Raw genomic sequence first — 25,497 nt, 5'->3', positions numbered from 1 at the left:
TCCTGGAATTTCTCTATCGGTAGCCGGTCGCATCGGCCGGCTTGCCAGCGTCCTGGACTTCCGGGACATAGCGCCAGGCGTCGGGGCGCGAGCCGTCGAGATCGGTAAAGCCATAAACCTGCGCCAGCCCGCCGCTGGAAAGCGACTGGCCGTTCCAGCGTGAGCGCTTCGGATCCGAGGCAAGCGCCACGACGGCGCGACCGACGAAGCGCGGCGTCTCCGATATGACGAAATGCGGCACATTGGCTGTGGCGTCGCGCCAGTTCTCTTCCCAAACGCCGAATGTCTCCAGCATCAACTCCGAGCGCATCCAGCCCGGTGTCAGCGAGACAGACGTCGCGCCATGCTTTTCAAGATCCTTGGCGTGCGCCCATGCCATGCGGTTCACCGCCACCTTGGCGAGATCGTAGAAGGGCGACAGCCGGTAGTGGTCGGCATTGTATTCGGCGGTGCCGTCGGTGACCTCGACGTGGAGCCCGCCCGGCTGTTCGATCAGCAGCGGCAGCGCGTGATGCGCGGTTATCAGGTGCGTGTCGATCCCAAGCCGCAGCAGCCGCAGGCCGTTGTCCAGATTGTGCTCCCAGACGGACTTGTTCCATTCGAACAGCTTCTCACCGCCCCAGACATCATTGACCAGGATATCGAGGCGGCCCTGCTCCGCGCGGATACGCGCGACAAGCTTCTGCACCTCTTCGGAGATCAGATGGTCGACCTGCACGGCAATGCCCTTGCCGCCTTGCGCGGCAACCAGCTCGGCCGTCTCCTCGATGGTCTCGGGGCGCTGATAGTCCGATTGCCGGGTGCGCGTCGTACGGCCCGTGACATAGACGGTGGCGCCGGCGGCGCCCAGCTCGACCGCAATTCCGCGGCCCGCGCCGCGCGTCGCGCCGGCGACGAGAGCGACTTTGCCTTGAAGCGTCATTGAAACCTCCGAACTTGAACTCAGCACAACGAGGGCTGGCTTTTGCCGCGCCTCTCATTTATAAATGATCATTCGTTTATGAATAAGAGTCAAGATGACCCGGCCAAAGACCCAATCTGACGAGAAGGTGCTGGAAACCGCGTACCGGCTGATGCATGCCGACGGCCCGGAAGCGTTGACCTTCGAAAGGCTGGCGCGAGCCAGTGGCCTTTCAGGCTCGACGCTGGTGCAGCGCTTCAAGAACAAGGCGCTGCTGAGGCAGCGCACCCTGCTCTATGCCTGGGATGGGCTCGACCGAAAGACCGAGGAGGTGGCGAGCTCCGTCCCCAGGACGCCGGCCGGCGCCGTCGAGCTGCTGGTCGCTCTCTCGAGCGGCTATGGCGACATCGAGTCCTATGCCGAAGGTTTGCTCGTCCTGCGCGAGGATCTGCGCGATCCGATTCTCAGGGTGCGCGGCGCCGCCTGGAAGGCCGCACTCGGCAGGATGCTCGCCGATTGTTTCGCCGGCGTCCGCGGCATTCCGGACGACATCGGCCTGCTGATGGCAACTCACTGGCAGGGCTCGCTGCTATGGTGGAGCTTCGATCCCGATGACATGGACCTTACTGCCTATGTCGAGCACAGTCTGAAGCGCTTCCTATCCGCCACGACAACGTTGGCTCGAAACCCTTGAAAATTCCGCCGGAGAACGATGTGGAGTTAACTATCCCGCCTGAATCGGCCCAATGGTAAAGGTCATCAGGGCCACGGGCATCATCGCGCCATTATAGACGAAGGTGCTCACCACGCCGGCGTGGTCGACCTGCAGGTCGCCTGCTGGCCGAGTGCGGAAGTCAGGGTAAAGATCGATCTTCCAAATCAGTCAGGGACGATTCGGGACCGTAATGTAGCCGCCTGGTCAGCGAGATGACGTTGACGAAGATCAAAAGACAATTTTCCGATCGGCGGTATCTTCCCTAAAGCTTATCCGAGAGGGCGCGATGAACAGGCGAACGATGCTCGTGGGCGCAGGCGCCGCGCTTGTCGCGGCCGGCGCCGGTGCCGCCGCCTGGCGATCAGCGGTCGGGTCCATGGCCGAATATGAAGCTTTCGCCGCCGGATTGCGCGACCGCCTGACGCCCGATCTTGAGGCCGTGGTCCGTTACGCAACCCTGGCGGCCAATAGCCACAATACGCAGCCCTGGCGGTTCCAGCTTGAAGGGCATGCAATCGAGATCCGGCCCGACCTTCAGAGGCGGACTCCGGTCGTCGACCCCGACGACCATCATCTCTATGTCAGCCTGGGATGCGCCGCGGCCAATCTCACGCTCGCCGCGGCGGCAACTGGCCGTACCGGCGAGGCTTCGCTTACGGCTGACGGCAACGGAATCCGTTACGATTACCTTATGGGCGCGCCGAAAGCGGACCCGTTGACCGACGCCATTCCGAAACGCCAATCGACTCGTGCCGAATATGATGGCCGCGCCACCGCCGCGGCGGATCTCGCCGAGCTTGAGCGGGCAGCAGCGATACCGGGTGTGAGCCTGACGCTCATCACGGATCGGACGCGGATGAAGCAGGTGCGGGATCTTGTCATTGCCGGCAATGAAGACCAGATGAACGACCCCGCATTCATGCATGAGCTGAAGCAGTGGATACGCTTCAACCCGCGCAGCGCGACGGCAAGCGGAGACGGGCTCTTCTCAGCCGCGAGCGGCAGCCCGGTGCTGCCGACCAGCCTGGGCCGGATCGCCCTGGATCGGCTGTTTAGCATCGCTCAGGAGAATCAGAAGTACGCCCGTCAGATCGACTCATCAGCCGGGGTGGCGATCTTCTTTGGCGAGCGGCCGGACCACGATCACCGGATCAGGGTCGGCCAGGCATGCCAGCGCTTCGCTTTGGCCGCGACGAGCCTGGGACTCAAGATCGCCTTCATCAATCAGCCTGTCGAGGTCGCCCGCCTGCGCGCGGACCTCGCGGCGATCGTCGGCGAGACCCGCAGGCCGGATATTGTAATGCGCTTCGGATATGGGCCTGCCTTGCCGTTTTCGCCAAGGAGGCCGGTGGCTTCGGTCATTACATGATGGCGTGGAGGGCTGACATGGCCGGAGGCGGTTGATCCTTCAGCCATGTTGCCGACACCTCCCATCAGGCGGGCACGGCGCATCGGCCGGAGCCTGAAGGCCTGGGTCGATGCGGCAGAAATGGTCCCGACCAGGCTAATCAGCCTGCTTCGGCCCCATCAGGAAGGTCACCAGCGCCGCGAGCAAGGTCGCCACGCCGCCATAGGCGAAGGCGCTCGCCACACCCGCATGATCGACCAGCAGGCCGCCGACGATGGCGCCGAGCGCGATCGCCACCTGGAAGGTCGCGACCATCAAGCCGCCGGCGCTCTCGGCCTGATCGGGCGCGGCGCGCACCAGCAAGGTCTGCAGACCGACGGGCACGGCGCCGAAGGCAAAGCCCCAGGCGGTGACTGCGACTGCAGCCGTTATCGGCGAAGCGCCAAACACGAGCAGCGTCCCCGCCGACAGGGCGATCAGCAGCGGCGCCAGGCCGACGGCCATCTTAAGGTTGCGCTCGGCCAGGAACGCGCCCGCGAAATTGCCGAAGAAGCCGCCGATGCCATAGGCAAGCAGCACCAGCGAGATCGTCTCGATCGGCATCGCCGGAACGGTCTCCAGGAACGGCCGCACATAGGTGAAGCCGGCGAACTGTCCGGACGCAACCAGCAGCACGACCAGCAGCGCGACGCGGATCATCGGCCGCTTCAACACGGCGAGCAGGGTGCGGAAGCTTGCAACGGTTGTGGGCGGCAGGCTGGGCAGGGTGGCGAGCTGCGCCAGCAGCGCCAGCGCGCCGACGACCGCCGCGATCATGAAGGCGGTTCGCCAGCCCCAGATATCGCCGACATCGGCGCCGACCGGGGCGGCGGTGACGGTAGCAACCGAGACGCCGGTCAGGATGATCGACATGGCGCGCGGCATCAGCCGCATCGGCACCAACCGCAGCGCCATCGCCGCCGACATCGACCAGAAACCGCCGAGCGCAACGCCCAGCACGACGCGGGCAAGAAGCAGCATGGTGAGCGAGGAGGCGAAGGCGGCGACGAGGTTGGAGACGATCAGCAGCACCGAGAGGATCCACATCACCAGCCGGCGGTCGAGCCACTTGGTGACGATCGCCATGGTCGGCGCCGCGATCGCGCCGACGACGGCCGTCGCCGTCACCGCCTGGCCGGCGGCGCCTTCGCTGACGCCAAGGTCCTGCGCCAGCCGCGTCAACAGGCTGGCGGGCAGGAATTCGGCAGTCACCAGGCCGAAAACGCCGAGCGCCAGCGAGACCACCGCGCCCCATGCCGGCTCTGTTCGCTCCTCGGCTTCGCTTCCGTCGAGATCGGCGGCGTCGACGACGCCCGTGGCGGGTTCGGTCATGGCAAAATCTCCGATCTGTTTGCGGCGCCACGTAGGAGATGACCCGATCGGACTCCACCCGATACATGCCGGCAGGCGGCTGTGTCAGTTCGATCTGGTTGCGGCGCAATATTTGGCTGCAGTGCAACATAGGGAGTGACTGGCTGGAGTTTCCATGCTAGAAACACCGAAATGAATTACAATTCGTCCAAAACCATTCTGCAGGCTTCCGGCGACCCGCTGACCGACATGCTGCGCGGCCTGCGCCTCGACGGCGTCGATTACGGCCGCTGCGTGCTGGGCGAGCCCTGGGCCGTTTCCTTCCCCGCGCAGAAGGCGGCGCGCTTCCATTTCATCGGACAGCAGGGCTGCTGGCTGTTTACGCCGGCGAAGGAATGGACCCAACTCTCCGTCGGAGACGCGCTGCTGATCCCGCGCGGCGACGCGCACGTGCTGGCGAGCGCGCCCGGCGTGCCTCCGGTGCCGATCGGCCGCTACACGATCGAGCCGGTCTGCGAGAACATCTACGACGTCTCGAACGGCTGCGACGGCAGCAAGACCTTGCTGTTTTGCGGCTCGATGCATTTCAACCTCGACGGCTCGCATCCGCTACTGGAAATGATGCCCGACCTGATGCAGGCGCATAAGCTGATGGCGAACGCGCCCGGCATCCAGCATCTGCTCGACGCGATGGCCGGCGAGGTGACGATGGACCGCGTCGGCTCCGGCGGCATCCTGGCCCGTCTGGCCGACGTGCTCGCCGCCACCATCATCCGTTCCTGGGTGGAGAATGGCTGCGGCGACGCCACCGGATGGATCGCCGCCGTGCGCAATCCGGATGTCGGCAAGGTGCTTGCCGCCATCCATCTGCAGCCGGAGCGCGACTGGACGGTGGAGGCGCTGGCCAGGATGATGGGCGCCTCGCGCTCCGCCTTCGCGCAGCGCTTCGCCACCGTGGTCGGCGAGACGCCGGCCAAATATGTGCTGCGCGTGCGCATGCACCAGGCCCGGCAATGGCTAGGCCGCGACGGCATGCGGGTTTCGGTGGCGGCGTCGAGGCTGGGCTACGATTCGGAAGCCTCCTTCAGCCGCGCCTTCAAGCGGGTGATGGGCGTCGCGCCGAGTCATTTCCGTCACGCCGGCGCCGACGAACAATCCTGATCGCCAGCTGCAGGGCTGGAGGAATTGCCAAGTCTTTTGGACACCGTGTCATTCCCCGTCAGTCGAGACGGCATAAGCTCAAGGGCGGAGGAAACCGCCATGCCCAACCATCTCGCACCGTTTGCGCTTGCCGCACTTGCCGTCTTGCCGAGCCCGGCTTTCGCGCTCGAAGACAGCTACCTGCCCGCCGACAAGATCCCTTACGCCGTCGAAGCGCCGGGCCAGCCGCAGCGCCTCGGCGCGTTATGGGGCGAACGGGCGAAAGGACCGGCCGGCACGCTGCTGAAGGTCCCCGGCAACTGGCGCGCGCCTGTCCATGCCCACACCGCCGATTACCGCGCGATTGTCATCAAAGGCCTCTGGGCGCACTGGCAGATGCAGGGCGGCGAAGCCACAAAGGTCGAGTTGCCGCCCGGCTCCTACTGGACCCAGAAGGCCGACGAGATGCATGACGATGCCTGCCTGTCGGACACCGAATGCGTGATCCTGTTGATCAACGACACGCCTTACGAGACCTATCTGCCGAAATAGCGCAAGAACCGACCGACGAAATCTCTGCGGCCGAGCGGCGGCCTCGTCAGCTAGCGTGCCTCAGGCTGACGCCGCTGCCCTTGTCGAACAGCATCACCTTGTCCGGGTTCCAGGCAAAGCGCACCGGCTGCTCGATTGTCACATCGGTCCTGGCAGGCACGGTTGCCCGCAGCATCGTGTCGCCGACCCTGAGCGTCAGGATCTTCTCCACGCCATGGTTCTCGACATCGTGGACGCGCGCCTCGGCCGGGGCGCCGCTCTCCAAGTAGACGTCCTCCGGACGGATGCCGAAGACGAGTGGCCGACCGTCGGTCGCGCCACTCGTCCTGCCCCCGCCAAAAGTCTTGGCCCCAGGTGACAGCGGCAGTTCGAAATTCATCGGCGCCATCACCGCGCGGTCGTCGACTAGCCTGCCGTCGATGAGGTTCATCGGCGGTGAACCGACGAAGCTCGCGACATAGGTGTCGCGCGGATTGTTGTAGATCTCATGCGGCGTGCCGATCTGGACGATGCGGCCATGGTTGAGCACGCCGACCTTGTCGCCCATCGACATGGCTTCGATCTGGTCATGCGTGACGAACAGGAATGTGGCGCCGAGCTGCATCTGCAGGTTCTTCAGCTCCGTGCGCAGCGCCTCGCGCAGCTTGGCGTCGAGCGCCGACAGCGGCTCGTCCATCAGGAACACGCGCGGCTTGCGCACGATGGCGCGGCCGATCGAGACGCGCTGCATCTCACCGCCGGAAAGCCGGTCGGTCTTGCGGTCGAGCAAATGTTCGATCCTGAGCGTGCGGGCCGCGCGCGCGACGCGGTCCTTGATCTCGGCATCCGGCAGCCGGCGGATCTTCGGCTTCAGCGGAAATTCGAGGTTCTGCCTGACCGTGTAGCGCGGATAGAGCGAATATTGCTGCAGCACCAGCGCCACGTCGCGTTCGGCCGCGCCCCAGTCGGCGACGTCGACGCCGTCGATTAGAACCTGGCCGTCGGTCGGCTTATCCAGTCCGGCGATCAGGCGTAGCGTCGTCGTCTTGCCGGCGCCGGTCTCGCCGAGCAGCACGAAGAACTCGCCGTCGGCTATGTCGAGGTTCAGACCCGTGAGCGCGGTGTGGCTGCCGAATTTCTTGGTGATGTTCTTCAGTTCGATATGGGCCATTACAGCCTTACTCCCAGCGACTTGCCGCTTGCGGTGTCGAAAAAATGCGCCTGCTCGGGATCGATGCGGACATGGACTTTCTCGCCGGGGCCCGAGACGTAGCCTGCCTTGGTGCGGGCGCGCAGCATCTTGGAGCCGACCTTGAGGTCGACGATGTCGAAGGAACCCAGCGGCTCGATGATATTCGCCTCGACCGGCACGTAGCCGGGCGCTGCGTCGCGGCGGACGAGCACGCCCTCCGGTCGGATGCCGAGCGTCAAGCCACCGTTGGAATGCCCGTTGAGCCTGGACAGGAGCTCGCGCGGAAATTCGAAACCCGACGGCGCGCCGCCGATGGTGACGGTTGCTGCACCGGCCTGATCCGCGACGCTGGCCTCGGCGATATTCATCACCGGGCTGCCGACAAATTGCGCTACGAACAGGTTGGCCGGGTGCGAATAGACATCGTCCGGCGTGCCGACCTGCTGGATGAAGCCTTCATGCATGATGACGATGCGGTCGGCCAGGCTCATCGCTTCGATCTGGTCGTGCGTGACGTAGATCGTGGTCGAGCCTTGCTTGACGTGCAGGCGCTTGATCTCGGCGCGCATCTCTTCGCGCAGCTTGGCGTCGAGCGCGCCGATCGGCTCGTCCATCAGCATCGCCTTCGGCCGCCGCACCAACGCTCGGCCGATCGCCACCCGCTGCATGTCGCCGCCCGAGAGCGCAGACGGCCTCTTGTCGAGCAGATCGGTGATGCGAAGAACCCTGGCGATCTCTCTCACCGAGGTGTCGACCTCGCCGCTGCTCATGCGCGTGGCGCGCAGTGGAAAGGCGATGTTCTCGAAGACGGTCATATGCGGGTAGAGCGAAAAGGACTGGAACACCATGGCGATGTCGCGGTCGGCGGCCTTGAGGTGCTGCACCGGCTTGCCGTCGATCAGGATGTCGCCCTGGTCGATCGTCTCCAGCCCTGCCACCGCGCGCAGCGTCGTGGTCTTGCCGCAGCCCGACTGTCCAAGCAGCACGATGAACTCATTGTCGGCGATGGCGAGGTTCAAATTATGGATGACCTGGACGGCACCAAAGAATTTCTCGATGCCGCGAAGTTCGATCTGCGTCACTGCCGGGCTCCCTCATGCATCGCGGCGCCGGTTTCCTCGCTCTGCTCCGGTGCAATCTTGGACGTGATGTTGAAGCCGATCAGCCCGACCAGGATGATCGTCACACCGTATGAATGCAGGCTGAGGCTCCATGGCTGGCAGAGCGCTACGATGCCCAGCACCATGAGGATTTGCGAGGCCGGCAGCAGGTACTTCTCGTTGATGGCGCGAAAACTCATTTGCGGATTGCTCCGAACGTCACGCCGCGAAGCAGATGGTTGCGCAGCAGGAAGGTGAAGATCGCGACTGGCAACAGGAACAGGAAAGTACCCGCCGCGATCGTGGTCCAGTCCGGCAGGCCGGAGCCGATCTGCGACGGGATGAAGGGCGGCGCCGTCTGGGCGCGCCGGTTGGTCATGATCAGCGCGAAGGCGTATTCGTTCCACGCGGTGATGAAGCAGAACACGGCGGTGGCGGCGATGCCGGTCGCCGCTTCCGGCAGCACGATCTTGAAGAAGGCCTGCATGCGTGTGTAGCCGTCGACGAGCGCCGCCTCCTCATATTCCTTCGGGATCTCGTCCATGAAGCCCTTCATCAGCCAGACCGAGAACGAAAGATTGAAGGCGACGTAGAGGATGATCAGGCCGATATGCGAGTCGTTGAGGCCGACCATCCGGTACATCAGGAACATCGGAATGGCGACCACCACCGGCGGCAGCATGCGGGTCGACAGGATGAAGAAGAGGAGGTCTGCCTCGCCCTTCACCTTGAAGCGTGAGAAGCCGTAGGCGGTGAAGGTTCCCATGCCCACCGCGAGCACAGTGCTGATCACAGCCACGATCAGGCTGTTCATGAACCGGTCGGGATATTGCGAAAGCTGCACGTCCTTGCCGACCTTGAGCACCCGCTCGCCGCCGTCATAGATGCGTTTTTCCCACCAGGGCGCGGCATCGTAGACTTGCGGATCGACGGCCTTCTGCATCTGCACGCGCTTGGTGAAGAGCCGTACGAACGGCGTCACCTCCGGCTCGAACAGCACGGTGGGCGGGACGCTGACGGCGAGCTCCTTCGGCTTGAACGCCGTCGAGGCGATCCAGTAGATCGGCGCCAGGAAGATCAGCGTCGCGATCAGCACCGCGGCGATGGCGATGCGGTTGAATGCGACCTCGGAAGAAGTGCGGACGGCGGCCATGTCAGCGCTCCTTCACCTTGTTGAGATACTTCACGTAGAGGTTGGTGATGGCCAGCACCATGATCAACACGATGTAGGCCAGCGCGCAGGACTTGCCCGTATCCCACTGCTGGAAGGCCTGCTTGTAGAGCCGGATCGCGATCAGTTCGGCGGTTGGCTGGGTCGTCATCGTGTAGGCGATGTCGAAGGTCTTGAAGGCTTCCATGGTGCGGAAGATCAATGCGATCAAAAGGATCGGCGAGACCAGCGGCAAGGTGATGCGGGTGAACGTGTACCACCATCCGGCGCGGTCGATCGCGGCGGCCTCATAGAGATGCTGCGGCACGGCCGACAGGCCGGCGAGCGACAGCAGCATGACGAAAGGCGACCACATCCAGATGTCGGTGATCGCGACCGCGTAGAGCGCGCTGTCGGGATTGGAGAGCCAGGCGAAGTCGCCAAGGCCGAAGACATAGTTGATCGGACCCCAGGACGGGCTGTAGAGCAACTGCCAGAACAGGCCGACGACCGCCGCCGACATCATCATCGGCAACAGCAAAAGCGTGGTGATCAGCCCCTTCATCGGAAAGCTGCGGTTGAGCAGAAGCGCAAGGCCGAAGCCGACGATCATCTGTCCCGCTACCGAAACGATGACGTATTTCGCCGTGATGATGAAGTTCGACCAGATGTGGTCGTCGCTGAGCAGTTCGCGGTAGTTCTGCAAGCCGACGAACTGCCAGGCATCGCCCCGGTTTGCGGCGAAGTTCGTGAACGAATAGCCCAGCGAATAGATCAACGGGAAGATGTTGAAGACGATCAGGAAAACCAGCGTCGGGATGATGAACAGGTTGCGGATGGTCAGATCGGACCAGCCGCGCGCGGCGGCCCTGGAGGCCGGATCAAGATTGGTGAGGGCTACCGAAGCCAACGAATGTCTCCCTGAAAACAGGAATGCCGGAGGGGAAACCCTCCTCCGGCATTCTGACTGCGGTGCTTACTTGTAACGATTGTACTTGGTGAACGTCGCCTTCCAGTCGGCGGCGGTCTTGTCGAGAGCTTCCTGGGCGGTGCCCTTGCCGCCAACCACGAACGGATAGATGTTCTGGTTCAGCTGATCGAGCACTTCGGCATATTCAGGCGTTGCCCAGAAGTCCTTGACCATGAACATCGTGTCGTAGAACGCCTTGTTGTATGGCGTGGCGTTCTGGAAGGCTTCCGACTTCAGCACGGCCTGGCTGCAGGTGTAGCCGCCCAGGTCGGCCCACTTCTTCTGGGTCTCGTCCTTGATGAACCACTCGAGGAACTTCATCGCCTCGTCCTTGTTCTTCGAGTACGAGATGACGGAGATGCCCTGGCCGCCGAGAGCGGCGAAGCGCTTGCCGTCCGGCCCGGCCGGGTTGGCGAAGAAGCCGGTGACGTCGGCATAGGGGTTGGTGGCCTTGTTCACCAGCGGCGGGAAGAAGGCGAAGAAGTTCATGCTCATCGCAGCGAGACCGCCGGTGATCGCCTGGTTGTCCTCTACGAAGAAGGTCTTGCCCCAGCCCGGAGGCGTGAACTTGTAGAGTTCCTTGTACATGTCGAGGCCGGCAGCGGCCTCTTTCGAATTGATGACGCCGTCGACCTTGTAGGTTGCGTAGTCGCCGAGATCGCCGCCATAGCTGAATATGGCGCTCTCGACGCCCATCGCCATCGCGTCATAGGAATTGTCGGTGTAGATGGCGACGCCGTATTTCTTCTGGTCCGGACGGTAGAAGAACTCGGCGATGTCGCGCAACTGCGCGTAGGTCTTCGGAATGTCGAGGTCGTAGCCGTATTTCGCCTTGAAGGCTTCCTTCTCCTTCGGGTCCTCGAACCAGTCCTTGCGGTAGGACCAGCCGATCGCATCGCCCTCCAGCGGGATCGCCCAATACTTGCCGGAACCGCCGGGGTATTCGGCATAGTATTTGATGGTCGCGGGCGCCATCACGTCATTGAGCTTGTGCTTGTTGAAGAAGTCGGTGAGGTCGACATAGTGACCCTGCGTCGAACCGGCGCCGAGCCATTGCGAGTCGCCGACCACCAGGTCGTAGGCGTCGCCATGCGCGTTGAATTCGGTGAAGGCCTTGGTCTGGAAGTCGGGCCATGGCGTGGTCTGCACCGTGACCTTCACGCCGGTTTCGGCCGTGTATTCGTTGACGAGTTCCTGCAGATAGTTCGCCGGATCCCATTCCGCCCAGAAGATGGTGAGTTCCTTGTCCTGCGCGCGGACGGATGTCCCGCAGGCAAGCGCCAGCCCGATACCAGCAATCACGCTGGTCACTATCTTGCGCATAGTTTTCCTCCCTTGTGCGCATTCTACCGCGTCATGTGGACCGGCAGCGAAGCCGGCCCTGGTAGTTCCTCCTGTGATGGCACCTCTCCGGTTCCGGGCCTCCTCGCCCTGCCGGAAATGGATCTCGGCCTTCACTAGTTGATCCGCTTTATCGGTCTTGATCTGGTATTACCAATTCTGGCTTGGCGTCAAGCGCTTTCTTGAGCGGCCGGCAGCCGCCGGAAAAGCGAAGCATTATGATATCTGCCTGTTTTCCCTTACTTTTCCTACTCTTTGATACGCAGGACCCTTGCCATGGACTGCCCACTTCAATTAACATTCCGAACCGTCGTCGCAATCTGGTCGAACCAGATTTAGGCCATTGTCGCCCTGGACACTGCCGATTTCGCCTCCGATTCCGCCATTGCGGCGCGGACCAGCGCGCCCGCCGCCCATTGCGCGACCGACATCATCTCGGCGCTGTCCAGCCCCCATATATCCTTCAGCACCGTGACCACCTCGACGCCGAACACCAGCGACAGCGCCTGGGCTAGGCGCTTGAACTGGCGCGGCTTTAAGCGGCCCTTGAGCGGTGCGATCGCATCCTTCAGCAAGTCGACGCGATGGCCGCGCTTGAAGGCTGGTTCCGATCCGAGCGTGCCCGCCTCGCGCCGCGCCCATTGATCGAGCGACAGCTTCAGCGCCGCCTTGAACGTCGCCTCGAAGGCTTCGATGCGCGGCATCGCGGTGGCGAAGAGATCCGACACCCGCCGCTCGGCATCGTCGGACGCCGACTTCCAGGTGAGGATCGGGCCGAGCCCTTCATCGACCACGGCCTGCACCAGCGCCGCCTGGCTCGGGAAGTAACGGTAGGCGGTTGCGCGCGACACCTCCGCCGCCTCCGCGACCTCGCTGACCGACGGCGTCATGCCGGACTGCATCAGCCGCGTCGCTGTTTCCAGCATCAGCCGCCTGGTGCGGGCGCGCGGCCCCTTCTCGACGGCCGGCGCCTGGGCGGCATCGTCGGCGGAGACAGCTTGTTGACGTGAGACATCCATATCAATACGATACGCGCGTCTCAAAAATTTGCAATGGCGCAATGCCGGGCAATAATGAGGTCCCCACCAGCGACGAGGCTTTGCCGAGGAGCTTAAAGGTGGGGCAAAAAAGGCGGACGGCGATGCCGGACATGCCGGATGACGGGGAAACCACGGATGGGACGCATCTATGTGGTCGGCACCGCCGACACCAAAGGTGAGGAACTCGCCTTCCTGGCCGATGCTATCGCCAGGGCCGGCGGCGCGGTCACGCGTGTCGACATCGGCACGCGCGGCGCGACTGTCCCGGTCGACATCCCCGCAAGCGAGGTCGCCGCGCATCACCCCAAGGGAGCCGGCGCGGTTCTCGGCGTCGACGATCGCGGCGCCGCCGTTGCCGGCATGGGCGCCGCCTTCACCAACTTCATCCGCTCCCGTCACGACATCGCCGGCATCATCGGCATCGGCGGCGGCGGCGGCACCTCGATCGTCACCGCCGGCATGCGCGCGCTGCCGCTCGGCCTGCCGAAGCTCATGGTCTCCACCTTGGCGTCGGGCGATACCGCGCCTTACGTCGATGTCTCCGACATCGTCATGATGCCGTCGGTGACCGACATGGCGGGACTGAACAGGCTCTCCCGCACGGTGCTGCACAATGCCGCCCAGGCCATCGCCGGCATGGCGGCCAAGCCCGCCCCGGCCGCCGCCGGCAAGCCGGCGCTGGGGCTCACCATGTTCGGCGTCACCACGCCCTGCGTGACCGCGATCGTCGACCAGTTGCGCACCGGCTATGACTGCATGGTCTTCCACGCCACCGGTACCGGCGGCCGCTCGATGGAGAAGCTCGCCGACAGCGGCCTGCTGGCCGGCGTCCTCGACATCACCACGACCGAAGTCTGCGACTTCCTGTTCGGCGGCGTGCTGCCCGCGACCGAGGATCGCTTCGGCGCGATTGCCCGCACGAAGCTGCCCTATGTCGGCTCGGTCGGCGCGCTTGACATGGTGAACTTCTGGGCGCCGCCCACGATCCCCGAGCGCTATCGCGGACGCCTGTTCTACGAGCACAATCCCAACGTCACGCTGATGCGCACCACGGCCGAGGAATGCCGCAAGATCGGTGAATGGATCGGCGGCCGCCTCGCCCGATGCGACGGCCCGGTCCGTTTCCTGATCCCGGAAAAGGGCGTCTCGGCGCTCGATATCGAAGGCGGCGCCTTCTTCGATCCGGAAGCCGATGCGGCGCTGTTCGAAGCCATCGAGCGCACGATCCAGCCGGCCAGGGACCGCAACGTGACGCGCCTGCCGCTGCACATCAACGACCCCGCATTCGCCAAGGCCGCCGCCGAGGCGTTCCTCGACATAGCCAGGAAGTGAGAGACGACAGGCATGGCCGCCATTCCGCGCAAAACGATCCTGGAAAAATTCCGCCAGATGATCGCCGACGGCGTGCCGATCGTCGGCGGCGGCGCCGGCACCGGCCTGTCGGCCAAGGCCGAGGAAGCCGGCGGCATCGACCTGATCATCATCTACAATTCCGGCCGCTATCGCATGGCCGGGCGCGGCTCGGCCGCCGGCCTGCTCGCCTATGGCAACGCCAACGAGATCGTCAAGGAGATGGCCTATGAGGTGCTGCCGGTGGTGAAGAAGACGCCGGTGCTGGCCGGCGTCAACGGCACCGACCCCTTCGTCATCATGCCGCTGCTTTTGGCCGAGCTGAAGACGATGGGTTTTTCCGGCGTGCAGAACTTCCCGACCGTCGGCCTGTTCGACGGCACCATGCGCCAGAGCTTCGAGGAAACCGGCATGGGCTTTGGGCTCGAGGTCGACATGATCGCCGAGGCGCACAAGCTCGACCTTCTGACCACGCCCTACGTTTTCAACCCGGACGAGGCGCGCGCCATGACCAGGGCCGGCGCCGACATCGTCGTCGCCCATATGGGCGTGACGACCGGCGGCTCGATCGGGGCCACCTCGGCGAAAACGCTCGACGCCTGCGTCAAGGAGATCGATGCCATAGCCGATGCCGCACGCTCGGTGCGCAAGGAGGTCATCCTGCTTTGCCATGGCGGGCCGATCTCGATGCCCGACGACGCGCGCTACATCCTCGAGCGCTGCGGGGGGCTGCACGGCTTCTATGGCGCAAGCTCGATGGAGCGTCTGCCGGCCGAAGCGGCGATCGCCAGGCAGACGGCGGATTTCAAGGCGGTCGCGCTGGGGCATCGGACCCAAAAGTGGAAGCCGGTTTTGGGAAAATCCGATGCCCCGACAAAAACGAAAAGGAAGGGATGAGGCAATGGCCGACAAAAGCAAGGTTTTCGTCTACCCGAAGGATGTCAGCGCTTTCGGCTTCGATTGGGGCAAGCTGTCGCTGACCGTCGCACCGGAAGTGAACGGCGCAGCCCGCTTCTCCGGCGGCGTCGTCGACCTGCCGCCCGGCAAGGGCCACACCCGCCACAACCATCCGGGCGCCGAAGAGATCATCTTCGTCATCTCCGGCAATGGCGAACAGATGGTCGAGGACGAGAAGGGCAATCCGGTGGTGGCCAAGGTCGGCCCGGGCTGCACCATCTACGTGCCGGAAAGCCGCTTCCACTCGACGCTCAACACCGGCGACCAGCCGATGCAGCTTTTCGTCGTCTATTCGCCCGCCGGCCCGGAGCTGGCGCTGCGCGAGTTGCCGGATTTCAAGCTGCTGCCGGCGGGGAGGTGATCTCTTCTGCAGCGTCGCAGCCCCCTCATCCGGCCGCTTCGCGGCCACCTTCTCCCCGAGGGGAGAAGAGGTTGGCGCCAGCGCTGACCCGCTCCTCTCCCCTCGGGGAGAGGTCGGATTGCCCCGAATTGCTCCTTAGCAATTCGGCCTCGGCAATCCGGGTGAGGGGGCGGCGCCGACCTTTGCCTTAGGCCGCCCCGCCCCTGTTCCATCCCCGCCCGCGGTCGCCGAACATCACATAGCCGGCGTCGGTGACGGCTACCGTGTCCTCCAGCTTGATGAAGCCGCGCGTCGGGTGAAGCATGGTCGTCTCGACCGAAAGCACCATGTTCCTTTCCAGCGGCTTCGCCGCATAGGTGCCCTCATAGGCGACCGGATGGTTGGTCATGAGGAACGGCGCTTCATGGGTGATCAACCCCATGCCGTGCGCGAAGAAGTCCGTGTAGGCCGCGACCTTCGACGCCTTCAGCACGCTCTCCGCATGCGCGATCATGTCGCCGCCCAATATGCCTGCCTTGACCTTGGAAAAGGCCGCCTGCTGCACCGCTTCGACCTCTGCCAGAAGATCCTCCAGTTCGGCATCCGGCTCGCCGAGCACGCCCATGCGGCAGAGGTCGCCGATATAGCCGTGGTAATTGCCGCCGGAATCGATCGACATCACCTCGCCCTTCTTCCACGCCTGGCTGGACGCCGCGCGGTTGTGGCTGGAGCCCAGCGTCAGCAGGCAATATTCGAAATGCGCGCCGCGATTGGTCTCCTCGCGCCTGAGCTGCTCGATGATGTCGGTCTTGCTCGTGCCCTCACGTGCCCAAGCAATCGTCGCCAGCATGGAATCGGTGATCAGCTCGGAGGCGATGCGCAGTTGCTCCAGTTCGGCCTCGGTCTTGATGGCGCGCATGCGCTCTAGCATGTCGGTCGCGTCGATCAGCTTGGCATCCGGCAACGCCTTGCGGATCAGCGTATAGGCGTCCGACGGCAGGAAACCCGGTTCGATGCCGATGCGGGCCGCCGACTTGCCGATCTGCTTGAGATGCTCCACCGCAAGATTGGCGGCATCGAGCGTACCCCAGCAGGCCGCGTGCAAGGTCGGCGTCCAGAACGGATGGTTCTGATGCTCGCCGCCTTCCATCTTGTTGCCGATATAGGCGGCATGCTCCGGCCCGCCCTTTTCGTAAATCACGATCGGCAAATAGCGGCTGTGACCGATGGCATCCATCGCCGCAAAGAAGATGAACTTGTAGCCGCCGAGCAGATATTGCGTGTTGTGCTTGGAGGTAGCGAAGAGCACGTCGATGCCGGCCTCTTCCATCAGCCGGTCCACCCGCGCCTGGTCGAACGGAATGCTGCTGACTTCGGTTTTGCCCGGAGCGATGTTCATCTGCCTCTCCCTGTTTTTCATCGGCCGCAGGAGCGCCGAACGTCATGATTTATGGCTGTCGGCCAAATCTGCATCATTTTGGCCACTCTGGTCCAGCCAGAATTGATCACTTTCGCGCTAAAGGCGGTTTCAGTTCGAATCCCGATGCTGCTTCCCTACAATCTGGTCCTACCAGATTGGGGCATCGGAGCCTCTTTGGTTCGGCTGGTCCAGCGGGCGGAAATTTCAAAGCCAAGCCATGATGCGCCAAATCCGTCTCTGGCGAAACCTTTGCCAAGCGCCATAATCGCCGGATTGCCGCGCCTGTCACGGCGCGAAGAGGGGAGTTTGAGCGATGTCCGAATTGACGATTTCACGCCGCGGCCTGCTGGCCGGCTCGGCGCTGCTGCTGACCTCGACAGCATTGCCGACCATCGGCTTCGCGCAGACGCCGAAGAAGGGCGGCCGGCTGGTGCTGGCCGCCGATTCCGAGCCGCGCAACCTCAACCCCGCGATCGTCGCCTCCAACGGTGTCTTCTTCATCTCGAGCAAGATCGTCGAGACGCTGGCCGAGGCCTCCTTCGACGGCAAGGACGGGCTCGCGCCGCGCCTGGCGCTTTCCTGGGAAGGTGCGGCCGACGGCCTGTCGGTGACCTTCAAATTGCGCGACGGCGTCAAATGGCATGACGGCAAGCCCTTCACCTCCGCCGACGTCGCCTTCTCGGCGCTGCAGATCTGGAAGCCGCTGCAAAATCTCGGCCGCACGGTGTTCAAGGATCTGCAGGCCGTCGAAACCCCGGACGAGCTGACCGCCATCTTCAAATTCGCCAAGCCGACGCCGTTCCAGCTGATCCGCAACGCGCTGCCGGCGCTGTCGAGCGTCGTGCCGAAGCACCTTTATGAGGTGGGCAAGATCGAGGACAATCCGGCCAACAACGCGCCGGTCGGCACAGGCCCGTTCAAATTCGCCGAATACAAGGCTGGCCAATATTACCGACTGACCAGGAACGACGCCTATTGGGGCAAGGATGAGCCCTATCTCGACGAGATCGTCTACCAGGTGCTCCCCGATCGCACGTCCGCCGCAGCGGCGCTCGAAGCCGAAGAGATCCAGCTCGCCGCCTTCTCCGCCGTGCCGCTCGCCGATCTCGACCGCATCTCGAAGGTGCCCGGACTGAAGGTCATCACCAAGGGCTATGAGGGGCTGACCTACCAGCTCGTCGTCGAGATCAATCACCGCCGCAAGGAGCTGGCCGACCTGAAAGTGCGGCAGGCGATCGCGCATGCCATCGACAAGGATTTCGTCGTCAAGACGATCTTCCTCGGCTATGCCGCGACCGCCACCGGCCCGGTGCCGAAGAACGATCCGCAATTCTACACCGCCGACGTGCCGACCTATCCTTTCGACGTCGCCAAGGCCAATGCGCTGCTGGATGAAGCCGGCTACAAACGCGCCGACGACGGCAAGCGCTTTGCGCTGAAGCTGCTGCCGGCGCCCTACTTCAACGAGACAAAACAGTTCGGCGACTATCTGCGCCAGGCGCTCGCCGCCATCGGCATCGACGCCGAGATAGTCAACAACGACTCCGCTGCGCACATCAAGGCGGTCTACACCGACCATGCCTTCGACCTCGCCGTCGGCCCGCCGGTGTTCCGTGGCGACCCGGCGATCTCGACCACCATCCTGGTGCAGAGCGGCATTCCCGACGGCGTGCCCTTCTCCAACCAGGGCGGTTACAAGAACGCCGACCTCGACGCGCTGATCGTCAAGGCTTCGGAGACGCTCGATGCGTCGGCCCGCACCGAGCTCTACAAGGAGTTCCAGAAGAAGGTGGCCGCCGACCTGCCGCTGATCAACGTCGCCGAATGGAGCTTCATCTCCGTCGCCCGCGACACGGTCGGCAACATCGCCAACAACCCGCGCTGGGCAGTGTCGAACTGGGCGGACACCTATTTGGAATCGTGACACACTCGCGCGGATGAAAGTTCGCGAGATCATCGTAGACGTTGAGCTCTACGAGGCCCCTCTCTGTCCTGCCGGACATCTCCCCCTCAAGGGGGGAGATCAGCAGCTCATCTGTCCCGCGATTTCTTCAACGTTGAAGATTGGCGAAGCCAAAAATGACAGCCAATCTCCCCCCTTGAGGGGGAGATGTCCGGCAGGACAGAGAGGGGGGCCTGGGCTCGGCATCTCCTTTTTGCAGCATACCGCCAACCCGACGAGGCGCGCATGAACCGCGCCTTCACCCTCTTCCGCCGCCGTCTCGTCGGCAGCGTCTTCGTGCTCCTTATCGTCGTCATCGGCAGCTTCCTGCTGCTCGAAGCCGCCCCCGGCGACGCGGTCGACGCCTACATCGTCTCGACCGGTGGTGATGCCGGCATGATCGAATTGCTGCGCCACCGCTGGGGCCTCGACCAATCGGAGCTGACGCGCCTCGCCAACTACCTCTGGGCGCTGCTGCATCTCGACCTCGGCCAGTCCGTCACGTTTTCCAGGCCGATCCGCGACGTCATCCTCGAACGCCTGCCGACGACGCTGATCCTGATGGGCAGCGCCACCGCGCTCTCCTTCGGCCTCGGCTCGGCGCTCGGCATCTATGCTGGCGCGAGACCCGGCAGCTTCCGCGATCGCTTCCTGTCGATCGGCTCGCTGGCGCTCTATGCCGTGCCTGGCTTCTGGCTTGGCCTCGTGCTCATCGTCGTCTTCGCCGTCGATTTGCGCTGGCTGCCGATCGGCGGCATCGAGACCATCGCCTCCGATAAAACCGGGTTTTCCCGCGCCGCCGACGTCGCCACCCATCTCGTTCTGCCGGTCTCGGCGCTCGGTTTCATCTATCTCGCGCTTTATCTGCGCATGATGCGCGCCGGCATGGCCGAGGCCTGGCGGCAGGATTTCGTGCTTGCCGCCCGCGCCAGGGGCCTGCCGCGCCACCGCATCGTGCTGGCCCACGTCGCTCGCAACGCGCTGCTGCCCTTGGTCACCATGCTCGGCCTGCAATCGGCGCAGATGCTGGGCGGCAGCGTCGTCATCGAAAGCGTCTTCGCCGTGCCCGGCCTCGGCCGCCTGGCGCAGGAAGCCGTCGCCGGACGCGACACGCCGCTGCTGCTCGGCATCATCCTGGTCAGCGCCGTCCTGGTCGTCGTGATCAACCTTCTGGTCGACCTCGCCTACGCTGTCCTCGATCCACGCGTCGACGCCGGCGAGGCAAGCGCATGAACCGCCTGCGCCGTTTCCTGCGCACGCCGGAAGCAGTCGCCGGCGCGATCATCCTGGCCCTGCTCGTCGTCATGGCACTTGCGGCGCCGCTGTTGTTTCCCGGCGACCCGCAGGCGATCGCCGGCCCGGCGCTGCTGCCGCCGTTCCAGGCCTGGTCGCTGCCGCTCGGCACCGACCGGCTCGGCCGCGACGTGCTGGCCGAGCTGTTTCATGGTGCTCGTACATCATTGGCAGTCGGCCTGGCGGCGGCCGCCGCGGCGCTGCTGATCGGCACGGTGGTCGGCACTTTGGCCGGCTTTGCCGGAGGCCTCGCCGACGAAGTGCTGATGCGCATCACCGACGCCTTCCAGACCGTGCCAGGCTTCCTGCTCGCGCTCGCTTTCGTCAGCATTGTCGGCCCCTCGCTCGGCGTCGTCGTCGCGGCAATCGCGCTCAGTGGCTGGACCGGCCCCGCGCGCGTCGCACGCGCCGAGGTGCTTTCGATCCGCGAGCGCGACTACGTCGCCGGCGCCCGCGTCATCGGCATGCACCCGCTCGAAATCGCCTTTCGCGAGGTGCTGCCCAATGCCCTGCCGCCGGTGCTGGCGTTGTCTTCGGTGATCGTGGCGGCGGCGATCCTGACCGAGGCAGCGCTGTCCTTCCTCGGCCTAGGCGACCCGAACCGCGTCACCTGGGGCGGCATGATCGCCGAGGGCCGCACGGTGCTGCGCACCGCGCCGTTCCTGTCGATCGTTCCCGGCGTGGCGCTCGTGTTGACCGTGCTCGGCGTCTACCTCACTGGCGAAGGCGTGGTGGAAGGCACCGCCGTGCGCAGGAGCCTTTCGTGACGGCGCTGCTCTCGATTAGCGATCTGTCGGTGCGGTATCGGCGTGACGGCGTCGAGGTGCCGGCGCTGAAGGGCATCAGCCTGGATGTTCTCGCTGGGGAGCGTCTCGCGATCATCGGCGAAAGCGGCTCAGGCAAGAGCACGCTCGCGCTGGCGGTTGCGGGGTTGTTGGCGAGGGGTGCCAAGATTGGCGGGCGCGTGGACTGGTTCCTGCCGGCAAGCGCCGGCGCCAAGGCCCCCCTCTCTGTCCTGCCGGACATCTCCCCCTCTAGGGGGGAGATTGGCAGTTCCGCCGCCGGCTCTCTTCTTGCGACCTCGAAAATTGGCGAAGGCGGAGATCGCCAGCTAATCTCCCCCCTAGAGGGGGAGATGTCCGGCAGGACAGAGGGGGGCGCGACAGAACGCCTACTTCTCATGCCAGGCGGCAACACACCCCGCCTCGGCGGCGACATCGGCTTCGTCTTCCAGGACCCCTCCTCCAGCCTCGATCCGGTGATGCCGGTCGGCAAGCAGATCGCCGAGGTCGCCCGCACCCATCTCAACCTGAGCTGGCCACAAGCCTACGCCAAGGCCGCAACCCTCCTCGAACGCGTCCGTCTCCCCGATCCGGACACGGCCCTCCGCGCCTACCCGCACCAGCTCTCGGGCGGCCAGAAGCAGCGCGTGGCCGTCGCCGCCGCAATCGCCGCCGGGCCGAAGCTGCTCATTGCCGACGAAGCGACCAGCGCGCTCGACACCATCGTCCAGGCCGAGATCGTTTCCCTGATCCGCCGGCTGGTCAGCGAGGACGGCATGACGATGCTCTTCATCAGCCACGACATCGCGCTTGCGGCCACGCTCGCCGATCGCATCGCGGTGCTGCGCCACGGCGAGTTGGTCGAGTTCGGCGAGACGGGCCAGATCCTCAACGCGCCGCGCCATGCCTATACGCGCTCCCTGCTCGCGGCTCACCTCGGCCTGGAGGCCGAGCCGTTGCTTGACCGGCAAGGCGCCTCGGCATGAGCATGCTTGCCGTCTCCAGTCTCGCCAAGCGCTATCATCGTGGCGGCAAGCCCTTCGCGGCGGTCGACGACGTCTCGTTCGAGATCGGCCCGGCGGAGACGCTGGCGCTCGCCGGCCCGTCCGGCAGCGGCAAATCGACGATCGCCAGGCTGGTGCTGCGGCTGACCGAGCCCGATGCCGGTCGAATCGCATTCGAAGGTGCGGACTTCCTCGCGCTGTCGGGCGCCGCGCTGCGCGCTCGCCGCGCCCGCCTGCAGATGGTGTTCCAGGATCCGCTCGCCGCCTTCAATCCGCGCGCCACGGTGGCGCGCGTGCTGGACGATCCGTTGCGCATCCACAACATCGCCTCGCGCGCCGAGCGCCCACGCCGGATCGCGGCGCTTCTGGAACGCGTCGGCCTCGACGCCAACCTAGCCACGCGCGCCGTCCACGAGATTTCCGGCGGCCAGCGTCAGCGCGTCGCGATCGCCCGCGCCATCGCCACACAACCGTCGCTGATCGTCCTCGACGAGGCGGTGTCGGCGCTCGACGTATCGGTGCGCGGGCAGATCCTGGAATTGCTGCTCGACCTGCAACGGCAGGAACGGATCGCCTATCTGTTCATTTCCCATGACCTCGGTGTCATCCGCGCCGTGGCGCACCGCGTCATCATCCTCGATGCCGGCCGGATCGCCGAGAGCGGCGATGCCCGCGCCGTCATCGCCGACCCGCAGTCGGCGATTGGCAAGGCGTTGGTGGCGGCAACGCCAAGATTGACCAGGAACCGACCATGATCCCGCAAGTGGCAACCGGTTTGCGGACAAGATCATGGTCAAACAACAAAATCAGGACACGCCATGACCGATCCCGAAGCAGCCAGAGCCGAGAAACTGTCGCGTGAGCTCGACTTGGCCTTCCGCAACCGCGCCGACCTCTACCGCCTCTTCCTCGACGAGCTGACCGCCGAGCTCGGCGCCGAGAAGGCCGAGGCGGTGATGATCCGCAGCATCGAGAAGCGCGGCCAGGAAGTCGCGGCCGCGGCCTTCGCCGGCTTCGGCCCCAATGACGCGCCGGCGATCGGTGAAGCATTCCTCGCCGTCAGTCCGGATGGCGGGCGCATGTACCCCGCCGACATCGAGCGAGGCCAGGACCGCATCGCCTTCAAGGTGAAGCGCTGCCCGCTGAAGGATGCCTGGGTCGAGGCCGGCGTCGGCGAGGAGAAACTCGCCACGCTCTGCCGCATCGCCGGCGCCTTCGACCGTGGCCTGTTCGAGGCGACCGGCGTGCGCTTTGCCTATGTCACCTGGACGCCGGGCCACGGCTCCGGCTGCTGTCACATCGCGCTGACCAATCGTGACGCTTAGCCGGAGAATTATTCGGCAAAGACGTGCAGCTCGCCGCCCGCTTCGTCGATCGCGGCGCGCAGCGCCGCCGCCGGCTCGCTGTCGGTGACGACATCGGAAATCTGGCTCAGCGCGCAGACGCGCTCCAGGCCGCTGCGGCCGAACTTGTCGTTGGTGACGACCAGCATCGTCGACAGCGATCGCCCCATCATCGCGCGTTTCACCGCCGCGGCGCCCGAGATCATGTCGCTCGGTCCCTCGGCGTTCAGCGCCGAGGCGCCGATGATGGCGATATCGGCATTGTAGCGCCGCACGAATTCCACCGTGTCCTCGCCGAGCACCGCGGCCTCGCGGCTGTCATAAGTGCCGGGGCAAAGGATGACGCGGAAGCCGGGATTGGCGCCGGCCACTGAGGCGACGCCGATGGAGTTGGTGATGATCGTCAGGTCCCGGCCGAGCTGCGAGAGGCTGCGCGCCACCTCGTAGGTGGTCGATCCGCCGTCGATCATCAAGACGCGGCCTCTCTCGATCAGTCCGGCCGCACCCCGTCCGACGCGGGCCCGCTCCTCGACCATGGTGAGGCCGCGTTCGGCGATCACCGGCTCCGACGTCACCAGCGAAATGGTGGCGCCGCCGTAGGTGCGGTTGATGAGCCCTGCCTCGCCGAGCTCGATCAGGTCGCGGCGGATGGTCTCGCCGGCGACCCCGATGCGGCGGGCAAGCTTCGAGATGCGGATCGAGGCCGAGCGCCGCACCTCCGACAGGATCAGCTCATGGCGTTCTTTCTTCGTCAGCCGGTCAGGCTCGATGTTCATCGCTCTTCCTTCGCGGATTTCCCTCCCGGCGCCAGGACATTAGCCACGCCGGGAACGGGAAAGCCAGCCCGGGATCTATTGAGATTCAGGTCAGGCCGAGTCGAAAATGGTGGTTTCTGAGAACCGGAGCGGAGCGTACTTAAAGTACGTGAGCACCGGAAGCGGAGGAAGCCGCCATTTGCAGGCCGGGCTCACCTGAATATCAACAGACCCTAGTGCCGCAACCGATCGCGCATGGCGTACCACAGCATGCCCAGCACATAGAGCGGGCCGCGCAACGCCGTACCGCCCGGGAACGGCAGCGGCGTCAGCGTCGAGAACAAATCGAGCCGCGAGGCATCGCCCGTGATCGCTTCGGCCAGCAGCTTGCCGGACAGCGTCGACAGGATGGCGCCCTTGCCGGAATAGCCATGCGCGAAATAGACCTCGCCATAGTGCCCGACATGCGGCAGGCGCGACGTGGTGACCGAGACCAGACCGCCCCAGGCATGATCGATGCGGCAGCCCTTGAGCTGCGGGAAGGTCTTTTCCATGTGCGGCCGCACGAAGCCGGCGATGTCGGCCGGCGGTGACGGCGTGTAGCGCTCGCCGCCGCCGAACAGCAGGCGTCCGTCCGCCGACATGCGGTAGTAGTTGACGACGAACAGCGTGTCCGAGACGGCGACATTCGCCGGGATGACATTGCGTTCGCCCAAAGGCTCGGTGGCAACGATATAGTTGCCGACCGGCATGATGCGGCTGTTGACGCGCGGCTCCAATCCCTGGAGCAGCGCATCGCCAGCAAGCACAACGTGCCTGGCGCGGACCGAGCCTTTGCCGGTGAACACCCGGATGGACGGCTCGCGCTCCAGCCGGATGGCCACCGAGTTCTCATGGATGGTGACGCCTGCGGCGGAAGCGGCGCGGGCGAGCCCAAGCGTGTAGTTCAGCGGATGCATGTGGCCGCCGAGCGGCTCGAAGACCGCGCCTTGATAGGGCGTGTCCACCTTTTGCCGCGCCTGCGAAGCCGACAGGATCTCGACATCGGTGAACTTCATCACCTTGGCGAGGCACTCGGCCTCGTCCTCGAAGTCGCGCACATCCGAAGCGCCGACCGCGCCGACCAGATGGCCGGTCTGGCGCAAGTCGCATTCGATGCCGTGACGCTCGATGATGTCGAGGACCAGCCCGCGCGCCTCGAAGGCGAGGTCGAACAGCGCCTTTGCCCGCTCCGGACCGAACGTCTTGACCAGCCCCCTGGCGCCCTTGCGCAGGCCGGGGATCATCTGGCCGCCATTGCGGCCCGAGGCGCCCCAGCCGATCTTGCCGCCTTCGAGCAGCACCACCTTGAGGCCACGCTCGGCCGCATGCAGCGCCGCCGACAGACCCGTGCAGCCGCCGCCCACCACCACCAGATCGGCCTCGACATCGCCGGCAAGCGCGGGATGGTCGGGCGCCGGATTGGCGGTGGCGACATAATAGGATTTGCCGATATCGAGACCGGAATTGAAACCTGTCGAACGCGAGGCCATG

General features: G+C 64.8%; 25 protein-coding genes. 13 read left to right on the top strand and 12 right to left on the bottom strand.

The genetic code is table 11. The features are described 5' to 3' along the window. Nucleotides 1–13: 13 nt before the first annotated feature. The gene (locus RFM52_RS21450) at nucleotides 14–922 is read right to left on the bottom strand and encodes an SDR family oxidoreductase (RefSeq protein ID WP_320296961.1); all 909 of its coding nucleotides are present in this window, start codon (nucleotides 920–922) and stop codon (nucleotides 14–16) included. 94 nt (nucleotides 923–1,016) lie between these two features. Between RFM52_RS21450 and RFM52_RS21445 the strand changes: the two genes are divergently transcribed. Further along, entirely contained in the window at nucleotides 1,017–1,595 is a 579-nt protein-coding gene (locus tag RFM52_RS21445) for a TetR/AcrR family transcriptional regulator (RefSeq protein ID WP_320296962.1), read from the top strand. A 397-nt stretch (nucleotides 1,596–1,992) separates the two neighbouring features. Beyond that, nucleotides 1,993–2,985, top strand: a complete 993-nt coding sequence (locus tag RFM52_RS21440; protein WP_320296963.1) for an Acg family FMN-binding oxidoreductase — start codon at nucleotides 1,993–1,995, stop codon at nucleotides 2,983–2,985. Between the two features lie 135 nt (nucleotides 2,986–3,120). On the opposite strand, the gene RFM52_RS21435 is transcribed toward RFM52_RS21440, so the two are convergent. Next, a complete protein-coding gene (locus tag RFM52_RS21435) occupies nucleotides 3,121–4,335 on the bottom strand; it encodes an MFS transporter (protein ID WP_320296964.1) in 1,215 nt (404 codons plus the stop codon). Between the two features lie 171 nt (nucleotides 4,336–4,506). Between RFM52_RS21435 and RFM52_RS21430 the strand changes: the two genes are divergently transcribed. Together RFM52_RS21430 and RFM52_RS21425 are read left to right on the top strand one after the other, a co-directional pair. After that, nucleotides 4,507–5,475 carry an AraC family transcriptional regulator gene (locus tag RFM52_RS21430; protein WP_320296965.1) on the top strand — a complete coding sequence of 323 codons (969 nt, stop codon included), beginning with the start codon at nucleotides 4,507–4,509 and terminating at the stop codon, nucleotides 5,473–5,475. Nucleotides 5,476–5,574: 99 nt separating this feature from the next. Next, entirely contained in the window at nucleotides 5,575–6,006 is a 432-nt protein-coding gene (locus tag RFM52_RS21425) for a DUF4437 domain-containing protein (protein WP_320296966.1), read from the top strand. A gap of 46 nt (nucleotides 6,007–6,052) precedes the next feature. Here the strand turns inward: RFM52_RS21425 and RFM52_RS21420 are convergent, their stop codons facing one another. The 7 genes from RFM52_RS21420 to RFM52_RS21390 form a co-directional block, all read right to left on the bottom strand. Next, the gene (locus tag RFM52_RS21420) at nucleotides 6,053–7,156 is read right to left on the bottom strand and encodes an ABC transporter ATP-binding protein (RefSeq protein WP_320296967.1); all 1,104 of its coding nucleotides are present in this window, start codon (nucleotides 7,154–7,156) and stop codon (nucleotides 6,053–6,055) included. Beyond that, nucleotides 7,156–8,259, bottom strand: a complete 1,104-nt coding sequence (locus tag RFM52_RS21415) for an ABC transporter ATP-binding protein (protein ID WP_320296968.1) — start codon at nucleotides 8,257–8,259, stop codon at nucleotides 7,156–7,158. Before RFM52_RS21415 ends, RFM52_RS21420 begins: the two co-directional genes overlap by 1 nt. Beyond that, a complete protein-coding gene (locus tag RFM52_RS21410) occupies nucleotides 8,256–8,477 on the bottom strand; it encodes a hypothetical protein (RefSeq protein ID WP_320296969.1) in 222 nt (73 codons plus the stop codon). Before RFM52_RS21410 ends, RFM52_RS21415 begins: the two co-directional genes overlap by 4 nt. After that, nucleotides 8,474–9,430 (bottom strand): carbohydrate ABC transporter permease, encoded by a 957-nt coding sequence (locus RFM52_RS21405; RefSeq protein ID WP_320296970.1) that lies wholly within the window; start codon nucleotides 9,428–9,430, stop codon nucleotides 8,474–8,476. The genes RFM52_RS21410 and RFM52_RS21405 overlap by 4 nt, the downstream gene beginning before the upstream one ends. Before the next feature lies 1 nt (nucleotide 9,431). Beyond that, nucleotides 9,432–10,337, bottom strand: coding sequence for a carbohydrate ABC transporter permease (locus RFM52_RS21400; protein ID WP_320296971.1), 906 nt, complete (start codon nucleotides 10,335–10,337; stop codon nucleotides 9,432–9,434). Between the two features lie 66 nt (nucleotides 10,338–10,403). Beyond that, nucleotides 10,404–11,720, bottom strand: a complete 1,317-nt coding sequence (locus tag RFM52_RS21395) for an ABC transporter substrate-binding protein (protein ID WP_320296972.1) — start codon at nucleotides 11,718–11,720, stop codon at nucleotides 10,404–10,406. Nucleotides 11,721–12,073: 353 nt separating this feature from the next. Beyond that, entirely contained in the window at nucleotides 12,074–12,757 is a 684-nt protein-coding gene (locus tag RFM52_RS21390) for a TetR/AcrR family transcriptional regulator (protein WP_320296973.1), read from the bottom strand. A gap of 156 nt (nucleotides 12,758–12,913) precedes the next feature. Here RFM52_RS21390 and RFM52_RS21385 point away from each other — a divergent pair, with 156 nt between their 5' ends. Genes RFM52_RS21385 through RFM52_RS21375 form a run of 3 tightly spaced genes read left to right on the top strand, consistent with a single transcriptional unit; the run spans nucleotide 12,914 to nucleotide 15,446 of the window. Continuing rightward, nucleotides 12,914–14,110 carry a Tm-1-like ATP-binding domain-containing protein gene (locus RFM52_RS21385; RefSeq protein ID WP_320296974.1) on the top strand — a complete coding sequence of 399 codons (1,197 nt, stop codon included), beginning with the start codon at nucleotides 12,914–12,916 and terminating at the stop codon, nucleotides 14,108–14,110. Nucleotides 14,111–14,122: 12 nt separating this feature from the next. Further along, complete coding sequence (locus RFM52_RS21380) at nucleotides 14,123–15,025, top strand: phosphoenolpyruvate hydrolase family protein (RefSeq protein ID WP_320296975.1); 903 nt, start codon at nucleotides 14,123–14,125, stop codon at nucleotides 15,023–15,025. A 4-nt stretch (nucleotides 15,026–15,029) separates the two neighbouring features. Then, nucleotides 15,030–15,446 (top strand): cupin domain-containing protein, encoded by a 417-nt coding sequence (locus tag RFM52_RS21375; protein ID WP_320296976.1) that lies wholly within the window; start codon nucleotides 15,030–15,032, stop codon nucleotides 15,444–15,446. A gap of 187 nt (nucleotides 15,447–15,633) precedes the next feature. Here RFM52_RS21375 and RFM52_RS21370 read toward each other — a convergent pair whose 3' ends face one another. Next, nucleotides 15,634–16,824: a Xaa-Pro peptidase family protein gene (locus RFM52_RS21370; RefSeq protein WP_320296977.1), complete on the bottom strand. Its 1,191-nt coding sequence runs from the start codon at nucleotides 16,822–16,824 to the stop codon at nucleotides 15,634–15,636. Nucleotides 16,825–17,158: 334 nt separating this feature from the next. Here RFM52_RS21370 and RFM52_RS21365 point away from each other — a divergent pair, with 334 nt between their 5' ends. The 6 genes from RFM52_RS21365 to RFM52_RS21340 all read left to right on the top strand — a co-directional run bounded on the left by RFM52_RS21365 (nucleotide 17,159) and on the right by RFM52_RS21340 (nucleotide 23,191). Next, a complete protein-coding gene (locus tag RFM52_RS21365; RefSeq protein ID WP_320296978.1) occupies nucleotides 17,159–18,769 on the top strand; it encodes an ABC transporter substrate-binding protein in 1,611 nt (536 codons plus the stop codon). 264 nt (nucleotides 18,770–19,033) lie between these two features. After that, the gene (locus RFM52_RS21360; RefSeq protein ID WP_320296979.1) at nucleotides 19,034–20,020 is read left to right on the top strand and encodes an ABC transporter permease; all 987 of its coding nucleotides are present in this window, start codon (nucleotides 19,034–19,036) and stop codon (nucleotides 20,018–20,020) included. Further along, nucleotides 20,017–20,847, top strand: a complete 831-nt coding sequence (locus tag RFM52_RS21355; RefSeq protein WP_320296980.1) for an ABC transporter permease — start codon at nucleotides 20,017–20,019, stop codon at nucleotides 20,845–20,847. Before RFM52_RS21360 ends, RFM52_RS21355 begins: the two co-directional genes overlap by 4 nt. After that, the gene (locus tag RFM52_RS21350) at nucleotides 20,844–21,848 is read left to right on the top strand and encodes an ABC transporter ATP-binding protein (protein WP_320296981.1); all 1,005 of its coding nucleotides are present in this window, start codon (nucleotides 20,844–20,846) and stop codon (nucleotides 21,846–21,848) included. Before RFM52_RS21355 ends, RFM52_RS21350 begins: the two co-directional genes overlap by 4 nt. Then, on the top strand, nucleotides 21,845–22,621 hold the full coding sequence (locus tag RFM52_RS21345; protein ID WP_320296982.1) for an ABC transporter ATP-binding protein: 777 nt from the start codon (nucleotides 21,845–21,847) through the stop codon (nucleotides 22,619–22,621). The genes RFM52_RS21350 and RFM52_RS21345 overlap by 4 nt, the downstream gene beginning before the upstream one ends. 63 nt (nucleotides 22,622–22,684) lie before the next feature. Further along, nucleotides 22,685–23,191 (top strand): L-2-amino-thiazoline-4-carboxylic acid hydrolase, encoded by a 507-nt coding sequence (locus RFM52_RS21340; protein WP_320296983.1) that lies wholly within the window; start codon nucleotides 22,685–22,687, stop codon nucleotides 23,189–23,191. 8 nt (nucleotides 23,192–23,199) lie between these two features. Here the strand turns inward: RFM52_RS21340 and RFM52_RS21335 are convergent, their stop codons facing one another. Next, entirely contained in the window at nucleotides 23,200–23,985 is a 786-nt protein-coding gene (locus RFM52_RS21335) for a DeoR/GlpR family DNA-binding transcription regulator (RefSeq protein WP_320296984.1), read from the bottom strand. A gap of 212 nt (nucleotides 23,986–24,197) precedes the next feature. After that, a complete protein-coding gene (locus tag RFM52_RS21330) occupies nucleotides 24,198–25,496 on the bottom strand; it encodes an NAD(P)/FAD-dependent oxidoreductase (RefSeq protein WP_320296985.1) in 1,299 nt (432 codons plus the stop codon). Nucleotide 25,497 lies beyond the last annotated feature (1 nt).

This window comes from Mesorhizobium humile (assembly GCF_033977215.1).
Classification (GTDB): Bacteria; Pseudomonadota; Alphaproteobacteria; order Rhizobiales; family Rhizobiaceae; genus Mesorhizobium; species Mesorhizobium humile.
This window is presented reverse-complemented; position numbering and strand designations above follow the sequence as displayed.